Annotated in this window: 19 protein-coding genes; 5 read left to right on the top strand and 14 right to left on the bottom strand. The window is 54.8% G+C overall.

What is annotated here, in order from left to right; genetic code table 11:
• Both M6689_RS01960 and M6689_RS01955 read left to right on the top strand, forming a co-directional pair.
• Nucleotides 1–614, top strand: a 614-nt coding sequence (locus M6689_RS01960; protein ID WP_298267182.1) for a methionyl-tRNA formyltransferase, incomplete at its 5' end; no start/stop codon positions are given.
• Nucleotides 607–1,365, top strand: coding sequence for a DUF116 domain-containing protein (locus tag M6689_RS01955; RefSeq protein WP_298267180.1), 759 nt, complete (start codon nt 607–609; stop codon nt 1,363–1,365). The genes M6689_RS01960 and M6689_RS01955, both read left to right, overlap by 8 nt.
• Nucleotides 1,366–1,757: 392 nt before the next feature.
• Here the strand turns inward: M6689_RS01955 and M6689_RS01950 are convergent, their stop codons facing one another.
• Genes M6689_RS01950 through ndhC form a run of 14 tightly spaced genes read right to left on the bottom strand, consistent with a single transcriptional unit; the run spans nt 1,758 to nt 16,702 of the window.
• A complete protein-coding gene (locus tag M6689_RS01950; RefSeq protein ID WP_298267178.1) occupies nt 1,758–3,212 on the bottom strand; it encodes an NADH-quinone oxidoreductase subunit N in 1,455 nt (484 codons plus the stop codon).
• A 32-nt stretch (nt 3,213–3,244) separates the two neighbouring features.
• Nucleotides 3,245–4,807 (bottom strand): NADH-quinone oxidoreductase subunit M, encoded by a 1,563-nt coding sequence (locus tag M6689_RS01945; protein WP_298267175.1) that lies wholly within the window; start codon nt 4,805–4,807, stop codon nt 3,245–3,247.
• 32 nt (nt 4,808–4,839) lie between these two features.
• Nucleotides 4,840–6,849: an NADH-quinone oxidoreductase subunit L gene (nuoL, locus tag M6689_RS01940; RefSeq protein WP_298267173.1), complete on the bottom strand. Its 2,010-nt coding sequence runs from the start codon at nt 6,847–6,849 to the stop codon at nt 4,840–4,842.
• Nucleotides 6,850–6,889: 40 nt separating this feature from the next.
• On the bottom strand, nt 6,890–7,192 hold the full coding sequence (gene nuoK, locus M6689_RS01935; protein WP_298267171.1) for an NADH-quinone oxidoreductase subunit NuoK: 303 nt from the start codon (nt 7,190–7,192) through the stop codon (nt 6,890–6,892).
• Nucleotides 7,193–7,210: 18 nt separating this feature from the next.
• On the bottom strand, nt 7,211–7,714 hold the full coding sequence (locus M6689_RS01930) for an NADH-quinone oxidoreductase subunit J (protein ID WP_298267170.1): 504 nt from the start codon (nt 7,712–7,714) through the stop codon (nt 7,211–7,213).
• A 10-nt stretch (nt 7,715–7,724) separates the two neighbouring features.
• Complete coding sequence (gene nuoI, locus M6689_RS01925; RefSeq protein WP_298267168.1) at nt 7,725–8,123, bottom strand: NADH-quinone oxidoreductase subunit NuoI; 399 nt, start codon at nt 8,121–8,123, stop codon at nt 7,725–7,727.
• 25 nt (nt 8,124–8,148) lie between these two features.
• Nucleotides 8,149–9,183, bottom strand: a complete 1,035-nt coding sequence (gene nuoH / locus M6689_RS01920) for an NADH-quinone oxidoreductase subunit NuoH (RefSeq protein WP_298267166.1) — start codon at nt 9,181–9,183, stop codon at nt 8,149–8,151.
• A gap of 47 nt (nt 9,184–9,230) precedes the next feature.
• Complete coding sequence (locus M6689_RS01915; protein WP_298267163.1) at nt 9,231–11,711, bottom strand: molybdopterin-dependent oxidoreductase; 2,481 nt, start codon at nt 11,709–11,711, stop codon at nt 9,231–9,233.
• Between the two features lie 39 nt (nt 11,712–11,750).
• On the bottom strand, nt 11,751–13,532 hold the full coding sequence (gene nuoF, locus M6689_RS01910) for an NADH-quinone oxidoreductase subunit NuoF (protein ID WP_298267161.1): 1,782 nt from the start codon (nt 13,530–13,532) through the stop codon (nt 11,751–11,753).
• Between the two features lie 36 nt (nt 13,533–13,568).
• The gene (locus M6689_RS01905; protein ID WP_298267159.1) at nt 13,569–14,075 is read right to left on the bottom strand and encodes an NAD(P)H-dependent oxidoreductase subunit E; all 507 of its coding nucleotides are present in this window, start codon (nt 14,073–14,075) and stop codon (nt 13,569–13,571) included.
• A gap of 29 nt (nt 14,076–14,104) precedes the next feature.
• Entirely contained in the window at nt 14,105–15,277 is a 1,173-nt protein-coding gene (gene nuoD / locus M6689_RS01900) for an NADH dehydrogenase (quinone) subunit D (RefSeq protein ID WP_298267157.1), read from the bottom strand.
• Nucleotides 15,278–15,320: 43 nt separating this feature from the next.
• A complete protein-coding gene (locus tag M6689_RS01895) occupies nt 15,321–15,806 on the bottom strand; it encodes an NADH-quinone oxidoreductase subunit C (RefSeq protein ID WP_298267184.1) in 486 nt (161 codons plus the stop codon).
• A 33-nt stretch (nt 15,807–15,839) separates the two neighbouring features.
• The gene (locus M6689_RS01890) at nt 15,840–16,355 is read right to left on the bottom strand and encodes an NADH-quinone oxidoreductase subunit B (RefSeq protein ID WP_298267154.1); all 516 of its coding nucleotides are present in this window, start codon (nt 16,353–16,355) and stop codon (nt 15,840–15,842) included.
• Entirely contained in the window at nt 16,346–16,702 is a 357-nt protein-coding gene (ndhC, locus tag M6689_RS01885; RefSeq protein WP_298267152.1) for an NADH-quinone oxidoreductase subunit A, read from the bottom strand. The genes M6689_RS01890 and ndhC overlap by 10 nt, the downstream gene beginning before the upstream one ends.
• 299 nt (nt 16,703–17,001) lie before the next feature.
• Between ndhC and hemL the strand changes: the two genes are divergently transcribed.
• The 3 genes from hemL (at nt 17,002) to M6689_RS01870 (ending at nt 18,983) form a co-directional block, all read left to right on the top strand.
• A complete protein-coding gene (gene hemL / locus M6689_RS01880) occupies nt 17,002–18,285 on the top strand; it encodes a glutamate-1-semialdehyde 2,1-aminomutase (RefSeq protein ID WP_298267149.1) in 1,284 nt (427 codons plus the stop codon).
• A gap of 94 nt (nt 18,286–18,379) precedes the next feature.
• Nucleotides 18,380–18,625, top strand: a complete 246-nt coding sequence (locus tag M6689_RS01875) for an AtpZ/AtpI family protein (RefSeq protein ID WP_298267146.1) — start codon at nt 18,380–18,382, stop codon at nt 18,623–18,625.
• Nucleotides 18,600–18,983, top strand: a complete 384-nt coding sequence (locus M6689_RS01870) for an ATP synthase subunit I (RefSeq protein WP_298267144.1) — start codon at nt 18,600–18,602, stop codon at nt 18,981–18,983. The genes M6689_RS01875 and M6689_RS01870 overlap by 26 nt, the downstream gene beginning before the upstream one ends.
• Nucleotides 18,984–18,985: the final 2 nt, after the last annotated feature.

The raw sequence follows: 18,985 nt of genomic DNA, 5'->3' as shown, positions 1-18,985 counted from the left end.
CCCGGTATCGGGGCGCTGCCCCCATCAATTGGTGTCTCATCAACGGCGAAACCGAAACCGGCATCACCACGATGCAGATGGATGCCGGCCTCGACACCGGCGACATGCTGGTAAAGCGGGCCATCGCCATTGACCCCGACGAAGACGCGCAATCGCTTCACGACCGGCTTTCCCGCCTCGGGGCAGAGACCATCGCCGAGACGCTCGACCGTCTGGTGGCCGGCACCCTGGCCCGCGAGAAACAGGACGACGCCCTCTCCTGCTATGCTCCGATGCTCAAAAAGGAAACCGGCCTCATCGACTGGACGAGATCCGCGCGTGACATCAAGAACCTTGTCCGTGGCCTCACCCCCTGGCCCAGTGCGTACACTTCGCTTCACGGCAAGACCCTGAAGATCTGCAGGGCGTCCGTCGACTGCTCCACCGGCGAACCGGGCCTCGTCATCAAGTCCAGCAAAGAGGGAATCCTTGTCGCCTGCGGCACGGGAAGCCTGCTCATTGAAGAACTCCAGCTTGAGGGACGGAAACGATTGCCGGCCACTGACTTCCTTGCCGGTTATCGCATCGAGCCGGGCACCAAACTCGGTTCTCAGCCAGGAATCCACGATGCCTGATCACCAGCAGCCCAAAAAACGCCTGTTCGTCACCCTCATGGGGCTCACCTGCCTCATGATCGTTGGCGTCATCTATCTCCTCTGGTGGATCCCCACCACGGGACTCGCCAACATACACCCGTCCCTGCCGCGCATTGTCGGCATCGCCTTTGGCGCCCTCTCGCTCATCGCCCTCGTTGGTACCCTGGTCCTCGTCCTGACAACAGCCCTCGGAAAGGACATCCTGTTTACCCGCTTTCTCCGCGGCGTCGTGGTAAAATTTCTCCTCCCCGTCATCGAGTTGATCGGACGGGCCTGCGGCATCTCCATCGACACCATCCGCCAGTCCTTCATCGCAATGAACAACAGCCTTGTCCTCTCGCAGCGGTTCAAGGTCAAGCCTGATAGGGTCCTGATCCTTCTCCCTCACTGCCTTCAGCTGTTCGAATGCGAAATCAAGGTCACCGGCGACATCAACAAATGCGCCCGTTGCGGCCGATGCAACATCATGGGTCTTGCCGACCTTGCCCACAAGTACTCAATCGACATCTCCGTCGCCACCGGCGGAACCCTCGCCCGAAAGGTGATCATCGAGAAGCGCCCAAAACTCGTCCTTGCGGTGGCGTGCGAACGGGATCTCACCTCGGGGATCAAGGACTGTTATCCTTTGCCGGTTATTGGCGTCTTGAACGACCGCCCCTTCGGTCCCTGCTTCAACACGAAGGTCGATGTCGACAAAATCGACGAATCGCTTCAGGCTGTCATCGGATAGGCGCAGCTCCCCGCCGTAATCTCTCCTTCAATCCTAATGCGCGATTGACGACCGTGGCTTTGCCGGTTCCATCTTCACAGTGAGCGTTCCAAGCCTGAATGGATTCAGAGCGAACAGGCGCAAGGTGTCAACCAGTAGCCGTTCCCCTATTCTACCGCATCGGTAACGGCACACTCTCCCGGCAGGATCTCAGCAAGCAATTCTCTCTAATACGACAATCACCCAGCTTCGCCAGGACACCGAACAACGCGAGTACCGCGAACTCCTCGGCGGATTTCCGCCATTCTCCGCTCGTATTCGATGACGCTGTTGAAATTCCTGGATTCTTTCATTTGAACGAAAAAGCCCCTTCAGATGAAGGGGCTTTTTCGTTCAGATATCTAGCTGGAAACTTAGAGGAGAACCGCTTTCTGAGCAAGCTCGAGGAGGTACGCCGGCATAACGCCCGGGACGAGCACCCCGACAACCGCGATGACGATACAGAGCGTAACCGGAGCCGAGAACTTCATCCAGTCAAACTCTTCGACCGGGTTCTTCATGTACATGTAGACCATGACCCTCAGATAGTAATAGACCGAGGCCGCGCTGTTGAGTACGCCGATGATTGCAAGCCAGATGTAACCCGCCTTGATGGCGCCTGAGAAAAGATAAAACTTGCCGATGAATCCGGCCGTGGGGGGCATGCCTGCTAGGGAGAAGAGAAAGACTGACATCGCCAGGGCAAGGACAGGGTGCTTCGTGGCAAAGCCCGCATAATCCGAAACGTTGTTGTTTTCCTCACCTTTCTTGCCGACGAGTACGATGATCGCAAACGCACCGATGTTCATGAAGGCATAGGAGAGCATGTAGAAGAGGATGCCGGCCGTCCCTTCGGCATTACCCGCGGTGAAACCGACCAGGGCGTACCCCGCGTGGGCAATGGAGGAGTAGGCAAGCATTCTCTTGATGTTGTCCTGATTGAGCGCGATCAGGTTGCCGATCGTCATGGTGAGAACCGCCAGGATCCAGAGGAGAGCCGACCAATCGGCCTTCAGCGTCGGGAACGCGATGAGGATGACTCTCATAAAGGCAGCAAAACCAGCCGCCTTCGGCCCGGCGGACATGAACGCCGTCATCGGGGTAGGAGCGCCTTCATAGACGTCGGGGGTCCACATGTGGAAGGGGGCCGCCGCAATCTTGAACGAGAATCCGACCGCCATCAGAAGCATGCCGATGAAGAACATCGGGTTCTGGGCGACGACACCGTTCTGCGTGATGAATTCCGCAATTTTTATGACGCGGGTCGTGCCGGTTGCACCATAGGTCAGCGCCATGCCGTACAGAAGGAAACCGGTTGAAAACGCGCCGAGGAGGAAATATTTCAGACCGGCTTCATTCGACTTGAGACTTGCACGATTGAGGCCCGCAAGGATATAGAGGGAGACCGAAAGGACTTCCAGACCGAGGAATATGGTCATCAGGTCGGTTCCCGACGCCATGAGCATCATGCCTACTGTGGCAAAGAGGAGCAGGGGGTACAGCTCACCCACGTTGCACCCCTCACGCTTAAAGTAGTGATCCGATATCAGGATCGTCAGCCCTCCGGAGAGGAGGAAAATGCACTTGAAAAACACGGCAAAGTTGTCCTGCAGTACCGAGCCGCTGAAGCCCGAAACGGGCGCGTTCCAGCCGTTCAAGACCGTTACCGCGGTGAGCAGAATACCACCGAGACTCAGGTATCCCAAATAGGCCTTTTGCTCGCTCGGAACGAACACGTTCACAAGCAGCAGCGCCATTCCGAAGATCGAGAGGATGACCTCCGGCATGATCGGCGCAAAGTTAATGGCAGGAATTGCGATAGTTTCCATCTAAGTTTCCTCCGGTGGCTGTTCTGAGACGGTTACTTGGACTCAACAGGCGGCATCATGGCAGCAGGCATCGCCTGCGGAGCCGGCATCTGGGGAATCTGCGCCCTGGCCGTCTGTCTCGACTTCACGTGCACAATCAACTTCTCAAGCGAGGGGCTCATCTTGTCAATGAACGGGGTCGGATACACACCCATGTAGAAGATAAGCACCAGCAGAGGAAGCATCAGTGCAACCTCACGCGCATTCAGGTCGGCAAGGGTCTGGTTCTTCGGATTGTTCAGCTCGCCGAACATGACCCGCTGGAACATCCAGAGCATATAGACTGCCGCCAGAATCACGCCACTCGTTCCAATTATGGCATACCAGCGGAGCTCGCTCTCAAAGGAACCGAGCAGTACGAGGAACTCACCTACGAAGCCGTTGGTTCCCGGCAACCCGATGGACGAGAGGGTTACAATCATGAAGATAGTGGCAAAGACCGGCATCTGCTTCGCAAGACCGCCGAAGTCGGTGATCAGACGTGTATGGCGGCGCTCGTAAATGAAGCCGACTATAAGGAACAGTGCGCCGGTGGAGACACCATGGTTGAGCATCTGCAGCATCCCACCCGAAAGTCCCTGCAGGTTGAGGGCAAACACGCCAAGCATCACGTAGCCCAGGTGGGCGACCGACGAGTATGCGACCAGCTTCTTGACGTCCTCCTGCACCATGGCAACCAAAGCAGCATAGATGATCCCGATTACCGACAGAACCGCAAAGAGGGGGGTAAATTTTGCCGTTGCATCGGGGAACAGCGGCATGGCAAACCGGACAAAGCCATACGTACCCATCTTCAGAAGGACAGCCGCCAGTATGACGGAACCGGCTGTCGGGGCCTCGGTATGGGCATCGGGCAACCAGGTATGCAGCGGGAACATCGGTACCTTTATGGCGAAGGCAAGGGCAAACGCAAGGAACATCCACGTCTGTGTAGCAGGATCGAGCCCAACTTCATAGAACCTTAGCAGGTTGAAGTCACCGCCGCCCGCCTTGAAATAGAGCGTAACCAAGGCGACCAGCATGAGGAGCGAGCCGACCATCGTGTAGATAAAGAACTTGACTGCAGCGTATATCTTGTTCTTGCCACCCCATATACCGATGATGAAGTACATCGGAATAAGCATGACTTCCCAAAAGATGTAGAAGAGAAAGAGGTCGAGCGACACAAAGGCGCCAAGCATGCCGACCTCAAGGAGCAGGAGACAGATCATATACTCCTTTACCTTCTCCTCCACCGCCGTCCATGTCGAAAGAATGGCAATCGGCATAATGAAGGTCGTCAGCATCACGAGCCAGATACTGATCCCATCAATCCCGACCTGATAATTCATCTGGAACGGCCCGGCGGCGATCCAGGGAACCTTCTCCACGAACTGGAACTCAGCATTGCTCTGGAAGCCTGTCAGCAGCGGCAACGAAACGGCAAAGGTCGCCAGCGTGACAAGCATAGCAAGCATCCGATGGACCGAATGGCTCTGCTTGGGGACGAAGAAGAGCAGTACGACCCCCAGAAGTGGAAGAAAGGTCATCACGCTGATTAAGGGAAACTGACTCATGAATCTGCTCCTTTGGTCCTAGTTATTCTCAATTAGCGAAAGAGGTAGAACGCCACGATTACAACCACGCCGAGGGCCATGCTGAGGGCATAGTTATGTACGTAACCGGTCTGAACGTTTCTCAGAACGCTGCCAATCCCTTTAACGATTCCGGCTACTCCGTTCACAATGCCGTCGACCACGAGGACATCAAATCCCTTCCAGAGGAAATTCCCAAGGGCTTTGCAAGGATTGACAAAGAGGAAATCGTAAAGCTCGTCGATGTACCACTTGTTGTAAACGGCACGGTGGAGTCGCGGGAAAGCTGCCGTAAACTTCGCCGGAGTGGATGGCGAAACAACGTAGAGGAAAAAGGCGATGGCAATCCCCACTACTGCAACGGCCACGGAGATACCCATGAGTCCCCATTCCAGGGCCGCGCTGTGATGCGCTTCTGCGTGGGGGAGTTGCTGCGCCATAAACTCCTGGGACCCTTTGAAAACAGGCTCCAGGTAGTGCTCGAAAAGGTTAGGAATGCCGCCGAACACCTCCCCGATAACCTTGGGGATCCCGACATAACCACCTATGATTGCAAGGATTCCCAATACAATCAGGGGGAATGTAATGACAAAGGGAGACTCGTGAAGATGGCCCTTTGCTTTTTCCTTGATCCTGCACTCACCGAAGAATGTCATGAATACAAGCCGGAACATGTAGAAGGCCGTGAAACCCGCAGCAATAGACCCCGTAGCCCAGAGAACAATATTCAAGTCTCCGTGCAGCGGATTGGCAAACGCCTGCCACAGTATTTCATCCTTGGAGAAGAAGCCGGAAAATCCCGGAATACCCGAAATCGCGATGGTAGACACCAGAAATGTGAGGAACGTTATTGGCATTGCAGCCTTGAGTCCCCCCATGTTCCTCATATCCTGCGGGTCGTCGTGAGAATGGATATGATGCAACGCATGATGCATAGCGTGGATAACGGAGCCCGACCCAAGGAAGAGGCATGCCTTGAAGAAGGCGTGGGTCATGAGGTGGAATATTCCTGCCGTGAACGCTCCCACGCCCATGGCGAGGAACATGAACCCGAGCTGCGACACTGTTGAATAGGCAAGAACCCGCTTGATGTCGTTTTGCGCCGTGCCAATGCTTGCAGCGAAGATTGCCGTAACTGCACCGACGATGGCAACCACCATCATCGTTTCATGGGAGCGAATGTAAACGAAGTTCATCCGCCCGATCATGTATACGCCAGCGGTTACCATGGTAGCGGCGTGGATAAGTGCGGAAACCGGTGTGGGGCCTTCCATCGCGTCCGGAAGCCAGGTGTAGAGCGGTATCTGTGCAGACTTGCCGGTTGCACCAAGGAAGAAGCAGAGGGTAATGACCGTGACGACGCCACCGACGGGAAGCAGGTGGGCGTTTGCGGCCAGCTCACGGAAATTTATCGTCCAGACGTTATGAGTATGTCCAAAATACCAGTACATGGTGAACAGGCCGAGGAGAAATCCGAAATCACCGACCCGGTTCATGACAAACGCCTTCTTGCCGGCGTCACCCGCCGATTTCTTGTGGAAGTAGTATCCGATCAGGAGATAGGAACAGAGACCAACCCCTTCCCAGCCGACGAACATGAGAAGGAGGTTGTTGCCCAGCACCAGTAGCAGCATGGAAAACGTAAAGAGGTTAAGGTAGGTGAAATACCGGTAGAAGCCCTCTTCTCCATGCATATAACCAATGGAGTAAACGTGGATCAGAAAGCCCACCCCGGTAACCACCATGATCATGAGTGCCGAAAGCGGATCAATGAGAAAACCGATGTCAGCCTTGAAGGTGCCTGCCTTGATCCAGGTAAAGAGCACTTTCTCAAAGACGCGCTCCTCGAACCCCTTCGCGAGAAGTTCGATCAGAATCCCACAGGACACGAGGAAGGAACAGAAGACCATCAGGGCGCCAAGGCCGCCGATCACCGTCTCGTTCTTGATTTTCTTCCCGAAGAGACCGTTGATGACAACACCAATCAGCGGGAACAGGGGTATCAGCCATACGTACTCGAACATTCCAGACTCCTTTATAGCGCGAAATTCGGGATTTCGTTCTCTACAGCCTCATCAGCTTGATATCCTCGACGTCGATCGACTCGCGATTCTTGTAGAAGGCGATCATGAGAGCGAGTCCGACTGCCGCTTCAGCTGCCGCAACCGTCATGACGAAAAAGACGAAGATTTGGCCATCAATACTCCCCAGATGCCGGGAAAGGGCAATGAAGGTCAGGTTGACGGCATTCAGCATCATCTCCACGCACATGAAGATGACGATGGCGTTGCGCCGCGTGAGGACACCAATAGTCCCGATGGAGAAGAGTATCGCGCTGAGAATCAAGTAGCTGTGCAAAGGTACCATGAGCTTTACCCCTATCGGTTAAATTTTACGCTTTGTGAGAATGACTGCGCCGATGATTGCCACGAGGAGCAGAATTGAAGTCACCTCAAAGGGGAGGAGGAAGTCCGTGTAAAGAGCCTTACCGATTATCTCCGTGTGGCCGATCCTGTGGATCAGGTCGCTGTCAACCCCTCCCTTGGCGCCGGTGAGTGCGCTGCGGTTCAGCAGATAAAAGAGCTGGAAGAGGGTGAAGACGCCGATCAAACTCCCGAACAGTACAGTATGGGAACTCCGCTTTCCGGCTTCAGATCGCAGATTGAGGAGCATGATGACAAACACGATCAAAACCATGATCGCTCCAGCATAGACGATGACCTGGATTGCCGCCATGAACGGAGCGTCAAGCATCACGTACAGCGTGGCGAGGCAGAAAAACGTCAAAATGAGGGAGAGTGCGCTGTTGATCGGGTTCTTGCAGGTAATGACCAGAAGACTGGCCAGGACAGCCACCGCTGCCACAATCGTAAAGAAGAACGTTTCCATTGCTGCTCCTTTATCGTTTTTCTAAAAGTCTCTCTTTGACGAAGACGAAATCTTCACGCTTGTAGTTTGCCAACTCAAATTCACCCGTCATCCTGAGTGCATCAACGGGGCATGCTTCGACGCAGTATCCGCAGAAGATGCAGCGCAGCATGTCAATCTCGTAGCGCTCTGCATACTTGTCGTGGTTCTGATCTTCACCCGCCTCGACGGTAATGCACTTGGCCGGACAGACCGTCGGACAGAGATAGCAGGCTACGCACTTGGCCCGATCATGGGAAACCTTAAGGGCGTGAAGTCCTCTGAAGTTTGGCGAAACCTGCGGTTTCTCGTCAGGATACTGGAGCGTGATGGGCTTCTGGAACAGATGCGACAGGGTGATCTTGAGTCCTTTAAGCAGCGGCACAATCATTTCGATATCCTCGTCATGAAGTTGACTAGAGCGCGACAATCACGCCGGTGGCGACGATGTTCAACAGCGACAGGGGGAGGAACACTTTCCAGCCGAGACGCATAAGCTGATCGTAGCGATAGCGGGGATACGTAGCACGGATCCACATACAGGTGAAGATCAGGAAGTAAACCTTCGCGACAAAGTTTATGACGGGAGGGAAGGGACCGTGCCAGCCACCTAGGAAAAGGGTCGTAGTTACGGCACAGACAGTAATCATGTTTGCATATTCAGCCATGAAGAACATGGCATATTTCATACTGGAGTATTCGGTGCAGAAGCCGGAGACAAGTTCACTTTCCGCTTCGGGAAGGTCAAAGGGTGTCCGGTTGATTTCCGCCAGCGAGCAGATAAAGAAGAGGATGAATGCGAGGGGCTGCTTGAAGGCATACCAACCGAATCCCGCCTGATCGGCGACGATTTTCTGCAGCGAGAGAGATTCGGAGAGCATGAAAACCGCAATGATTGAAAGGCCGGCTGCCAACTCGTATGAAATCATCTGGGCGGACGAACGAAGGCCACCGAGCAGGGAATACTTGCTGTTGGAAGCCCAGCCGGCGAGGACAATACCGTATACGCCCACCGAGGCAAGAGCAAGAATGTAGAGGACGCCCACGTTGATGTCGACAACCTTTCCTGCCGCAGTATCATAGTATGCAGCAATCTGGAGCGGAATCTTGTAGCCGGCAACCTCTACCGTATCCCCAAAGGGTATTACCGCGAAGGAAATGAATGCCGGCACCAGAGCAATCAACGGTGCGATCAAGAACGCAAACTTGCTCGACTGGGATGGGATTACCTCTTCCTTGAAGAAGAGTTTCAGGCCATCGGCGATAGGTTGCAGAAGACCATGCCAGCCGGTTCTCATGGGACCAAGGCGAACCTGCATGTGGCCGATGATCTTACGCTCGGCATAGGTGGCATATGCCACCGTAAGCAGGACAAACACAAAGACGACGAGCACTTTGGCTACCATGGCAACGTAGTAGGCCATCGGCAATCCTAATATTTCGTATCCCATATGCTCCTCTTCCCCTCTATTAGTAATTTATACCCGGATGATATTGGCTACTTGCTGACGGTGACCCATGTGACTGGCGAGCCATCGGTAATGCTATTGATCGACTGGTCTGCAAAGTGGTAGGGGGTAAATACTACTCCCTCAGGCATGCGATTCCCCACTTTCGCCTTAAGTTTAACTTCGCCATTCTTCGATTTGACCGTCAGGACAGCATCGTCTTCGACTCCGAGCCTCTTCGCGTCCACCCGGCTCAACTCGACGTACCCCTCGGGGCAAACGTACATCGGTCCCTCTCCGTACAGCGACATGGTGCCGCAATGGTACAGTGCGCTGCCGGTAACGAGAGCCAGCTTGCCAGCCTCAGTAACGACCAAGTCACTTGGGACAGATATGAAGCGAGGCTTGGGCGAAACGGCATAAATGTGCCCGGTGTCGCCAAGCCCTTCCAGGGTGAGACCGGCATAGGCGGGAACATTGCTCGCTATTTCGGCAAAGACCTCGGCAACGTCGCGGTAGCGCTTGCCGTCTCCGATCGTAGCGCTGAGATCGGCCAGGATCTCGAAATCACTCTTTGCCTGGTCAATGGGTTTGATCGCCTTGCGCACACGCTGCACGGCCTTGCCGACGCTGGTGAAGCTGCCGTCTTTCTCGGCAAACGAGCAGGCGGGGAGGACAACATCCGCCTTTGCAGCAGTCTCCGTCAGAAATAGATCCTGAACAACCAGGAAATCGACCTTGTCGAGTGCTGCCTCGACTTTCTGCCGACCCGGATAAGAGACCACCGGGTTTTCGCCCACAACATACAGCGTCTTTACCGTTCCGTCTGCACAACCGTCGATTATCGCCGCTGCATTCTTCCCCCCGGCTTCCGGATGGAGCTTCAGATCGGCCGCCCCCTGGCTGTTGTTCTTTTCGCCGAGTATCAGGACGCCACCCCCGTCAGTACCGATCTTGCCGGTGAGGATCGCAAGGTTAAGTGCCGCCTGCGCAAGCGCCTTACCATGTCCCGGATAACCGATACCGGCAGGAAGGACGATAAGGGCCTTTTTGGCGTTTGCGTAATCCCGAGCAAGCGTGGCGATTTCCTCGGCACTCACCCCAATCGCCTGAACGTTACCGATATCCTCGAGCCCCTTCTTGAACTGATCATACCCGCTGATCGAAGCGGCAGCACTATCAGCCAGGTTCTCGTCAACGATCACCTTCGCAATGGCGTTGAGCAGAGCAACTTCAGTCCCGGGTTTGTGCAGATAGGTTATTGCCTTGGGAAGTCTGCAAAGCTTCCCTTTCTTGTCCGAAACGATTCGAAGATCAACGCCTTTGCGCTTAACACCGAGATTAATTTCGAAGCCGAGAACCGGGTGAGTCTCGTACGCGTCACTCTTGACCACAAGCAGGAGGTCAGCCGCCTGAATGTCGGCAATCGTCGCAGGGGATGCGGGAAAACCTATGCTCTCGGCCGCTCCGTCAGTAAGAGCCCTATGCCCGTAACCGGCCGAATGGTCGATATTGTCTGACCCTATGGCACCGTTGAAGAGCTTCTTGAAGAGGAAGAGCTCCTCGTTGGTAAGGCGCGGCGTGACAAGGCCAGCACAGGAGGCGCCGCCCGCAGCTTTTGCCTCTGTGAGTTTCTGACGGACGAGACCAAGGGCCTCGTCCCAGGTAGCTGGCTCCAACTGACCACCCTTGCGGACAAGAGGAGTGGTAAGCCGCTTCGAGCTGTTCACAAACTGGTAGCCGAAACGGCCACGGGTACAGAGTTGACCGTTGTGAAAACCCTGATTTTCATCGTAAATCGTCGTCAGAACCTTGTTGTCCTTTACCCCAAGGGTAAGGTTGCAGCCGGTGCCGCAATACGAACAGACCGTCTTGACCTTGTTGAGGGACCACCAACGTGCCTTGAACTTGAAGGGGCGAGAAATAAGCGCCCCAACCGGGCATACCGAAACACAGGAACCACAGAACTCACAGTTCAGGGGGCCGTCAAACTGGGTCCCGATTTTTGCCTCGATGCCGCGATTGATGAAGGAGTAGGCGCCAAAGGAGACGATCTCGTCACAGATCCGGGCGCACTTCCCGCAATGAACGCACCGGTTCATATCCCTTTCGATAAGGGGGTTTTCATAGTCGATCTGGTGCTGGAACTTCTCATCGACAAAGCGATTTACGTTCACCTCATATTCATAGGTCAAGTTCTGAAGATCGCAGTCCCCCGCAGCATCGCATACAGGGCAATCAATCGGGTGCTTGAGCAGGAGCAACTCAAGCACCATCTTGCGGGCCTTGATGATTTCCGGCGTCATAGTGCTCACGATCATCCCTTCAGTGACGGGTGTCGTGCATGCAGGGATCTGTCTTCCCTTCATCTGCTCCACTTCAACGAGGCACATGCGGCAACCGCCGAAGGGATGGAGCTTCTTGTCGTGACAGAGAATGGGTATCCTGATGCCGGCCGCTTTGGCAGCATCATAAATGGTAGCGTCTTTAGGTACCGTTACCTGTTGTCCGTCGATCGTAAGGTTTACCATCGTGACCTCTGTTCCCTCGAAAGTTAGCTCAGCGAGCGGCTACTCTATCGCCATAAAACGGCAAGCGTCATAACACGATTTACACTTCGTGCATTTTTCCTTGTCCAGATAGGCGATCTGCCCTTTTTCCCAGACAATGGCATCTGAAGGGCAAGCTTTGAAACAAGCACCGCACTTGACGCACTTTTCCTCGACCACCTGCCAGAGCAGCAACTCTTTGCAACAGTTGGAGGGACAGCGTCTGTCGGTAATATGGGCTTCGTATTCGTGACGGAAATACTTGATGGTTGAAAGAATAGGGTTCGGTGCCGTCTGTCCAAGGCCGCACAGCGAAGCCTTCTTGATGGTTGCTCCCATCACGAGCAGTGTCTCGATGTCCGTTTCCTGCCCACGCCCTTCGGTGATCCGCTCCAGAATGTCGAGCATCGCCTTGAGGCCAATCCGGCACGGTACACACTTTCCGCAAGACTCCATCCTTGTGAAGGTGAGGAAGAAGCGGGCAACGTCAACCATGCAGGTCGTCTCATCCATAACGACCAGACCGCCGGACCCCATCATGGCGCCGGCCTTGATGAGCGAATCGTAGTCAACCGGGGTATCGAGGACTTCGGCCGGGATACAGCCGCCGGAAGGGCCGCCTGCCTGCACCGCCTTGAACTTGCGGTTATTGGCTATGCCGCCGCAGACGTTATAGATGACCTCACGGACTGACATGCCTGCCGGAACTTCCACGAGTCCCGTATGCTTGACCTTGCCGGTTACGGCGAAAATCTTGGTCCCTTTGGTGGTATCGGTGCCAAGTGACGCATACCATTCGGCACCCTTGTTTATGATATGGCGAACGTTGGCAAACGTTTCAACGTTGTTGATGTTGGTCGGCTTGGCCCAGAGACCTTTCACAGCGGGAAAGGGCGGACGGGGACGCGGCATGCCCCTTTCCCCTTCAATGGAAGCCATGAGGGCCGTTTCCTCACCGCAGACGAATGCACCCGCCCCTTTCTTGATGATCAGATCGAAGTCAAATCCCCAACCCTGGATATTCTTGCCGAGATACCCCTTCTCACGGCAGAGGTCGAGGGCTTTCTGAAGACGCTCGATGGCGAGGGGGTACTCAGCCCGCACGTAGACATAACCCTTGGTGCACCCGATCGCGTAGGCTGCGATCATCATACCCTCGACAACGCAATACGGATCTCCTTCGAGGATCGAACGGTCCATGAACGCCCCGGGATCGCCTTCGTCGGCGTTGCAGATAAGGTATTTCTGAGTTCCGGGGGATCCTGCACAGAAGGACCACTTCATCCCGGTGGGAAAGCCTCCCCCCCCCCTACCACGCAGACCCGACTTCTTTACTTCCTCAATGACATCGGCGGGCTTCATGGTTTTCACACACTTCTCAATGGCCTTAAAACCATCCTCGGACAGATAGGCATCAAGGCTTTCCGGGTCGATCTGGCCACAACCGCTCATGACGATCCGCATCTGCGAATCGACGAAGGTGTTGTAGTACGGTTTCGCCTTGCGTTTCTCCAACGGAGTGCGCTTAACGATATGCTCATCAACGATCTGAGCGACTTCTTCAGGGTTCACGAAGTCGTAGGTCGTCCGCCCGAGTTCAGGATCGACGATGTCGACCAGGACGTCGTTGGCGCAGAGACCACGGCAGCCCGTTTTTACGACGTCGCAACGTTTGCCGACGACGGCCGACACCCCTTTTTCTTCAAGCACCCTCTTGAATTCGGCCTCCACCTTCTTCGCGCCGGCTGATATGCCGCCGGTTCCCTGGCAGATCAGAATCTGAATTCCCGCTTGTTCGCCCATATGGATGTGTCCTCTGCTGGAAAGTTAGAATCCCGTTTACTTCATCGGCCGCTGGTTATATTCGGCGACGATCTCCTCGACCTTCTGAACGGTCATCTTGCCAAACGTGTCATCATTAACCATCGCGAGTGGAGCCATGCCGCAGGCACCAAGACAAGCCACCTTCTCGAAGGTGTACCGCAAATCCGGGGTTGTTTCCGCGTGGCCAATCCCGACCTTGTCGAAAAACGTCTCAACGATCCGCTCAGCCCCCTGAACGTGGCAGGCGGTTCCAACGCAGACACGGATGATGAAGCGGCCGCGCGGTTTGAGATGGAACTGCGCATAGAAGGTAAGCACTCCGAAAATCTGGCTCGGATAGACATTCAGCCGTTCAGCGACCAGATCTATGGTGGGCTTGGGCACATAGCCATACTTATCCTGAATCCCCTGCAGGACAGGCATGAGATTGCCCGGCAAGTTCAGATACTTGTCAATGATGTGATTCGCAGCTGCGAGATCGATTTCTTCTGTCGGGATTTCTTCGGCTGGAGCGTTACTCATGTACTCCATCTCCTTTGAATGCGAATGGGTTACCGGTCAATTTCGCCGAGAACGATGTCCAAGGTACCGATTATGGCGACAAGGTCTGCTATCATGGTTCCCTTGCCCATCTTCTCGATAGCCCCGAGGTTTACAAATGAGGGGGGGCGGATCCTCATACGGTAAGGCTTTGTTCCTCCATCGCTCACCAGGTAGTAGCCGAGCTCTCCCTTGGGAGCCTCCACCGACTGGTAGACCTCCCCCTCTGGGGCGGGGAACCCTTCGCTAGCGATCTTGAAGTGATGAATAAGCCCTTCGATGGAGTTGTAAACCCTCTCCTTCGGCGGATAACAGACCTTCGGAGAGTCCGCGAGGATCGGTCCCGGCTTGAGGGAGTCCAGTGCCTGACGAAGTATGTTGATGGCCTCGCGCATCTCCACAAGCCGCACCTTGTACCGGTCGAAGGTGTCGCACTTCTCGCCGACAGGGACCTTGAACGAATATTTGTCATAGCCGCTGTACGGATTATCGCGCCGCAGGTCCCAATCGACCCCAGAACCGCGGAGGGCCGGCCCCGTGATACCGTAGTCAATTGCATCCTCAGCGGAAATGACCCCGTTGCCGATGGTACGCTGGAGCCAGATGGTATTCTTTGTGAGGAGTCCCTCATACACATCAAAGTAGCCGGGAAACTCGTCAATTACCCGGCGCACATCCGCTTCGAACCCGTCATATACGTCTTGAGAAAGGCCCCCAACACGGAAATAACTACTGGTCATCCGCGCTCCGGACAGCTTCTCGTACATGCTCATGATCTGCTCCCGCTCACGGAAGCAGTAGAGGAATACCGTCATGGCCCCGATATCGAGAGCATGACAGGCGAGCCAAACAAGGTGCGACTTGAGACGGGTAAGCTCAGCCATGATCACCCGTATAGTCTGGGCACGCTCGGGAACCTCAAGACCGAGCAGCTTCTCCACGGCAAGGACGTAGCCAAGATTGTTGCTCATGGGAGCAAGATAGTCGAGGCGATCCGTCAGGGTCATCGCCTGATGATAGGTCCGGTGCTCCGACAGCTTTTCCACACCACGATGCAGGTATCCAATGTGGGGCGTGATCTTTTCGATGACCTCGCCATCAAGCTCTATCACGAGCCTGAGAACGCCGTGGGTGCTCGGATGCTGCGGCCCCATGTTCACTGTCATGATTTCTTTGTTTGCCATTGATCGCCTCTATTCGTCCAATGAAAGTGTCAATTCGCCAAAACTACGACAACCGACCCTTATACGGTTCGCGGCCCGGTCCCTGCAGGGGATAATCCTTACGCAACGGATGTCCCTCCCAATCATCGGTCATCAGGATGCGGCGCAAGTCAGGGTGCCCGACGAACGTAATACCGAAAAGGTCGAATGTTTCCCGCTCCAGCCAGTTGGCCGAATTCCAGACCCCGACCACCGAGTCAATCCGGGTATTATCCTCTCCCACAGCAGCCTTAACCCTCAGACGATCTTTGTTAGGGATCGAATAGAGGTTATATACAACCATAAACCGGGGATCTTTGCCCAAGTAGTCAACCGCGGTCACGTCCGTGAGAAGATTGTAGCGAAGCTCGGTCTTGAGAAACCGGCAAATCTCGACAACATTCTCCTTCGAAACGGTTACCGTCACCTCATCTCTAAACTCCTTCACATCCTGCACTGCTGAAGGGAATTTTTCTTTCAGCCTGATCACTGCGCGATTGTTTTCAGCAATAGCACTCATATCTATTCCCCTGATTGTGGTAACTTACGCAGCCGTCGGCTCCAGCCTCTCTCCGAGGCCCAGAGCCGAACCAAACGAATTGCGCTCTTTGGCGATCTTGTCCTGAAGTTTCAGCAGTCCGTAGAGGAGCGCCTCAGGGCGCGGCGGGCAACCGGGAATATAAACATCTACGGGCAGCGCCTCATCAACCCCCTGTACGACGCTATACGTATCGAAGATCCCACCGGAGCATGCGCAAGCCCCCATCGCAACCACCCACTTGGGCTCAGGCATCTGTTCGTATACAGTCTTGATGACCGGCAACATCTTTTTGGTTACGGTTCCCGCGATGATTATACAGTCGGACTGCCGCGGCGATGCCCTGAAGATAATGCCGAAGCGGTCGAGGTCATGACTCGAAGCGCCGGTCGCCATCATCTCAATGGCGCAGCAGGCAAGACCGAATGTCATGGGCCAAATCGAGGATTTGCGGGCCCAGTTGACAAGCTTGTCAAGGGATGTCGTAAGAACGTTTTCTCCCAGCGGTTGCTCTACTCCCATTCCAAGGCTCCTTTTTTCCATACGTAGATATATCCGACAAAGAGAATGACAATGAATACCCCCATCTCGGCAAGGCCAAACATACCGAGGCGCTTGAAGAGAATCGACCAGGGGTAGAGAAATACCGCCTCTATATCGAACAATATGAACAGCATGGCAACGATGTAAAATTTGACCGAGAAACGCTCCCGCGCAGAGCCGACCGGCTCGCAACCGCACTCGTACGGAGCAAGTTTGACCGGACTGGGCTTTTTCTGCCCGACAATCGACGAGACCACCAGCGAGCCGAGACCGAACAGCAGAGCGATCACGACCAGCAGGATTATGGGGAGGTAGGCGCCTAGCATGTAATTCCCTCCAATCTAGAGTTAATGTCCGCAGCTTTCGCGACACACGGCCATGCCATCCAGAGCAAAACCGCGTTTGACGCGCGCGTATACTGTATACAATTTGGTGGGAAATTATGTTATTTGGTGCGCTTTGTCAAGAAAAAAAAATTCTAATTCCGGCCACATAATGCACCCGATCATTACCGGAATCCAGCCCCAACACCCATCTCCGCCGCTTTCAAATTCCTTCTTGACACGCTGGGGAATGCGTGTTACAAGTACCTAATTTTACGACATTTTCAAGAAAAGGACCTATTATGGACACTACCCGATCGAAGGAACTCTTTTCCCGCGCCCAGGAGTATATCCCAGGTGGGGTCAACAGCCCCGTCAGAGCTTTCAGATCCGTCGGGGCGGACCCCGTTTTCATTAAAGGGGCATCCGGCAGCACGATCACCGACGTGGATGACAATCAGTACGTTGATTACGTCGGCTCCTGGGGGCCCATGATCCTTGGCCACTGCCACCCGCAGATAGTTGCGGCGGTAAAAAGCGCCATCGAGCATGGAAGCAGCTTCGGTGCCCCAACGGAGCTGGAGGTTACGCTGGCCGAAATGGTGGTCGAGGCAGTTCCTTCAATCGAAATGGTGCGCATGGTGAGCTCCGGGACCGAGGCGACAATGAGTGCCATTCGTCTTGCCCGCGGCTATACGGGTCGGGACAAGATCCTCAAATTCAGCGGTTGCTACCATGGCCATGCCGATTCCTTGCTCGTAAAGGCGGGTTCAGGGGCTGCCACGTTCGGCGTGCCCGACTCCCCGGGAGTTCCCAGCGATTTCGCCAAGCATACCCTTACCGCAAAGTTCAACGACCTGGAATCGGTCAAGGCCCTGCTGGCCGGAAACAGCGGCAATGTTGCCTGCATCATCGTTGAGCCGGTTGCCGGCAACATGGGGACCGTGCCCCCCCGGGACGGCTTTCTCGAAGGGTTGCGCACTCTTTGCAACAACGAGGGAATCATCCTGATTTTTGACGAAGTGATGACCGGCTTTCGCGTTGCTTATGGCGGAGCTCAGGAACTTTACGGGGTCACCCCGGACATGACAACCCTCGGAAAGATTATTGGCGGAGGGCTTCCCGTAGGAGCCTTTGGCGGCAGGAAGGAAATCATGCGGCTTCTTTCTCCCTCGGGAGGCGTCTATCAGGCCGGCACCCTGTCCGGCAACCCCCTTGCAATGACCGCTGGCATAGAAACGCTGAAACTTCTCAGGCAAGATGGCTTTTATGCCCGGCTAGAGGAAAAGAGCCGCGCCCTTGCCGACGGAATTGCAGCGGCATCCCGGTCGGCGTCGTATCCGGTATACTCGACCCGTGTCGGAAGCATGTTCTGCACGTTCTTTACCCCGGGAGAGGTCTTTGACTGGACAACGGCAGCAGCATGCGACACTGCCGCCTTTTCGAAATATTTCAGATGCATGCTGAATGAAGGCATTTATCTGGCCCCTTCCCAGTTCGAGACCGCATTCGTCTCCATCGCTCACACCGATACCGAGATCGAAAGGACAATTGCGGCCGCACACAGATGTTTCAAGGCGCTGTGAAGGAATGAGCAATTAGAGGATTGACAGCGGTTCGGAGGGTGTGTTAAGTAGCTTAGGTTTTCAGTCTTGTAATACACGAATCGACCTGACCCGAATGGATGATGAAAAGCGACGTCTTTTGAAGACCTTGGGTCTAGTCTCAAGCATGGGCATCTCGGTGGCTCTGGCGATATTCATCGGGGTGGTCATCGGGAGACAGCTCGACAAGTGGTTTGGAACCCATCCATGGTTTTTCTTCATTTTTCTTGCATTCGGGATTGCCGCCGGGTTCCGTAACATCTTTGTAATTGCCAGCAGAGAAATAAAGCGAGACGATGGCGGCAAGGATAACCGAGAATAACATCTTCGCCGTGGTTACGAGAGGTGGCTGGATTCTTCTCGGAGTGCTTGCCGGCGCGGGGTATCTTTTTCGCTCCGCCCGTTTTGCGACCGGGATTCTTGCCGGCGGGATATTGGTTCTCGCCAACTTCTACTGGCTGAGGAGCATCTTGACGCGGGCGCTTCGCCTGCAGCCGGAAAAAGCGACCCGGTACGCTCACCTGCGCTACCTGGCCAGACTGATCTTAATCGGTATTGTCATTGCCGTTTTGATCGTCCGTGCGCACATAGACGTGATGGGGTTGCTCGTGGGCCTGTCGATTATTGTCGTAATGATCACGGCTCTCTCGTTTTACATGTTTGCCGCCAAAGGAGAATAATC

It is taken from the genome of Geobacter sp., from assembly GCF_027327745.1.
GTDB lineage: Bacteria > Desulfobacterota > Desulfuromonadia > Geobacterales > Geobacteraceae > Geobacter.
The sequence above is the reverse complement of the archived record's forward strand: the minus strand, read 5'-3'. Positions and strand labels throughout refer to the sequence as shown.

Excerpts from the sequence above, each read along its gene's own strand:
- M6689_RS01915 (WP_298267163.1), bottom strand. The coding sequence starts at position 11,711 with ATGGTAAACCTTACGATCGACGGACAACAGGTAACGGTACCTAAAGAC.
- nuoD (WP_298267157.1), bottom strand. The coding sequence starts at position 15,277 with ATGGCAAACAAAGAAATCATGACAGTGAACATGGGGCCGCAGCATCCG.
- M6689_RS01950 (WP_298267178.1), bottom strand. The coding sequence starts at position 3,212 with ATGGAAACTATCGCAATTCCTGCCATTAACTTTGCGCCGATCATGCCG.
- nuoK (WP_298267171.1), bottom strand. The coding sequence starts at position 7,192 with ATGGTACCTTTGCACAGCTACTTGATTCTCAGCGCGATACTCTTCTCC.
- M6689_RS01945 (WP_298267175.1), bottom strand. The coding sequence starts at position 4,807 with ATGAGTCAGTTTCCCTTAATCAGCGTGATGACCTTTCTTCCACTTCTG.
- M6689_RS01930 (WP_298267170.1), bottom strand. The coding sequence starts at position 7,714 with ATGGAAACGTTCTTCTTTACGATTGTGGCAGCGGTGGCTGTCCTGGCC.
- nuoL (WP_298267173.1), bottom strand. The coding sequence starts at position 6,849 with ATGTTCGAGTACGTATGGCTGATACCCCTGTTCCCGCTGATTGGTGTT.
- M6689_RS01870 (WP_298267144.1), top strand. The coding sequence starts at position 18,600 with ATGGCGGCAAGGATAACCGAGAATAACATCTTCGCCGTGGTTACGAGA.
- nuoH (WP_298267166.1), bottom strand. The coding sequence starts at position 9,183 with ATGGGATACGAAATATTAGGATTGCCGATGGCCTACTACGTTGCCATG.
- M6689_RS01875 (WP_298267146.1), top strand. The coding sequence starts at position 18,380 with ATGGATGATGAAAAGCGACGTCTTTTGAAGACCTTGGGTCTAGTCTCA.
- ndhC (WP_298267152.1), bottom strand. The coding sequence starts at position 16,702 with ATGCTAGGCGCCTACCTCCCCATAATCCTGCTGGTCGTGATCGCTCTG.
- nuoI (WP_298267168.1), bottom strand. The coding sequence starts at position 8,123 with ATGATTGTGCCGCTGCTTAAAGGACTCAAGATCACCCTGTCGCATCTG.
- nuoF (WP_298267161.1), bottom strand. The coding sequence starts at position 13,532 with ATGGGCGAACAAGCGGGAATTCAGATTCTGATCTGCCAGGGAACCGGC.
- hemL (WP_298267149.1), top strand. The coding sequence starts at position 17,002 with ATGGACACTACCCGATCGAAGGAACTCTTTTCCCGCGCCCAGGAGTAT.
- M6689_RS01955 (WP_298267180.1), top strand. The coding sequence starts at position 607 with ATGCCTGATCACCAGCAGCCCAAAAAACGCCTGTTCGTCACCCTCATG.
- M6689_RS01905 (WP_298267159.1), bottom strand. The coding sequence starts at position 14,075 with ATGAGTAACGCTCCAGCCGAAGAAATCCCGACAGAAGAAATCGATCTC.
- M6689_RS01890 (WP_298267154.1), bottom strand. The coding sequence starts at position 16,355 with ATGGGAGTAGAGCAACCGCTGGGAGAAAACGTTCTTACGACATCCCTT.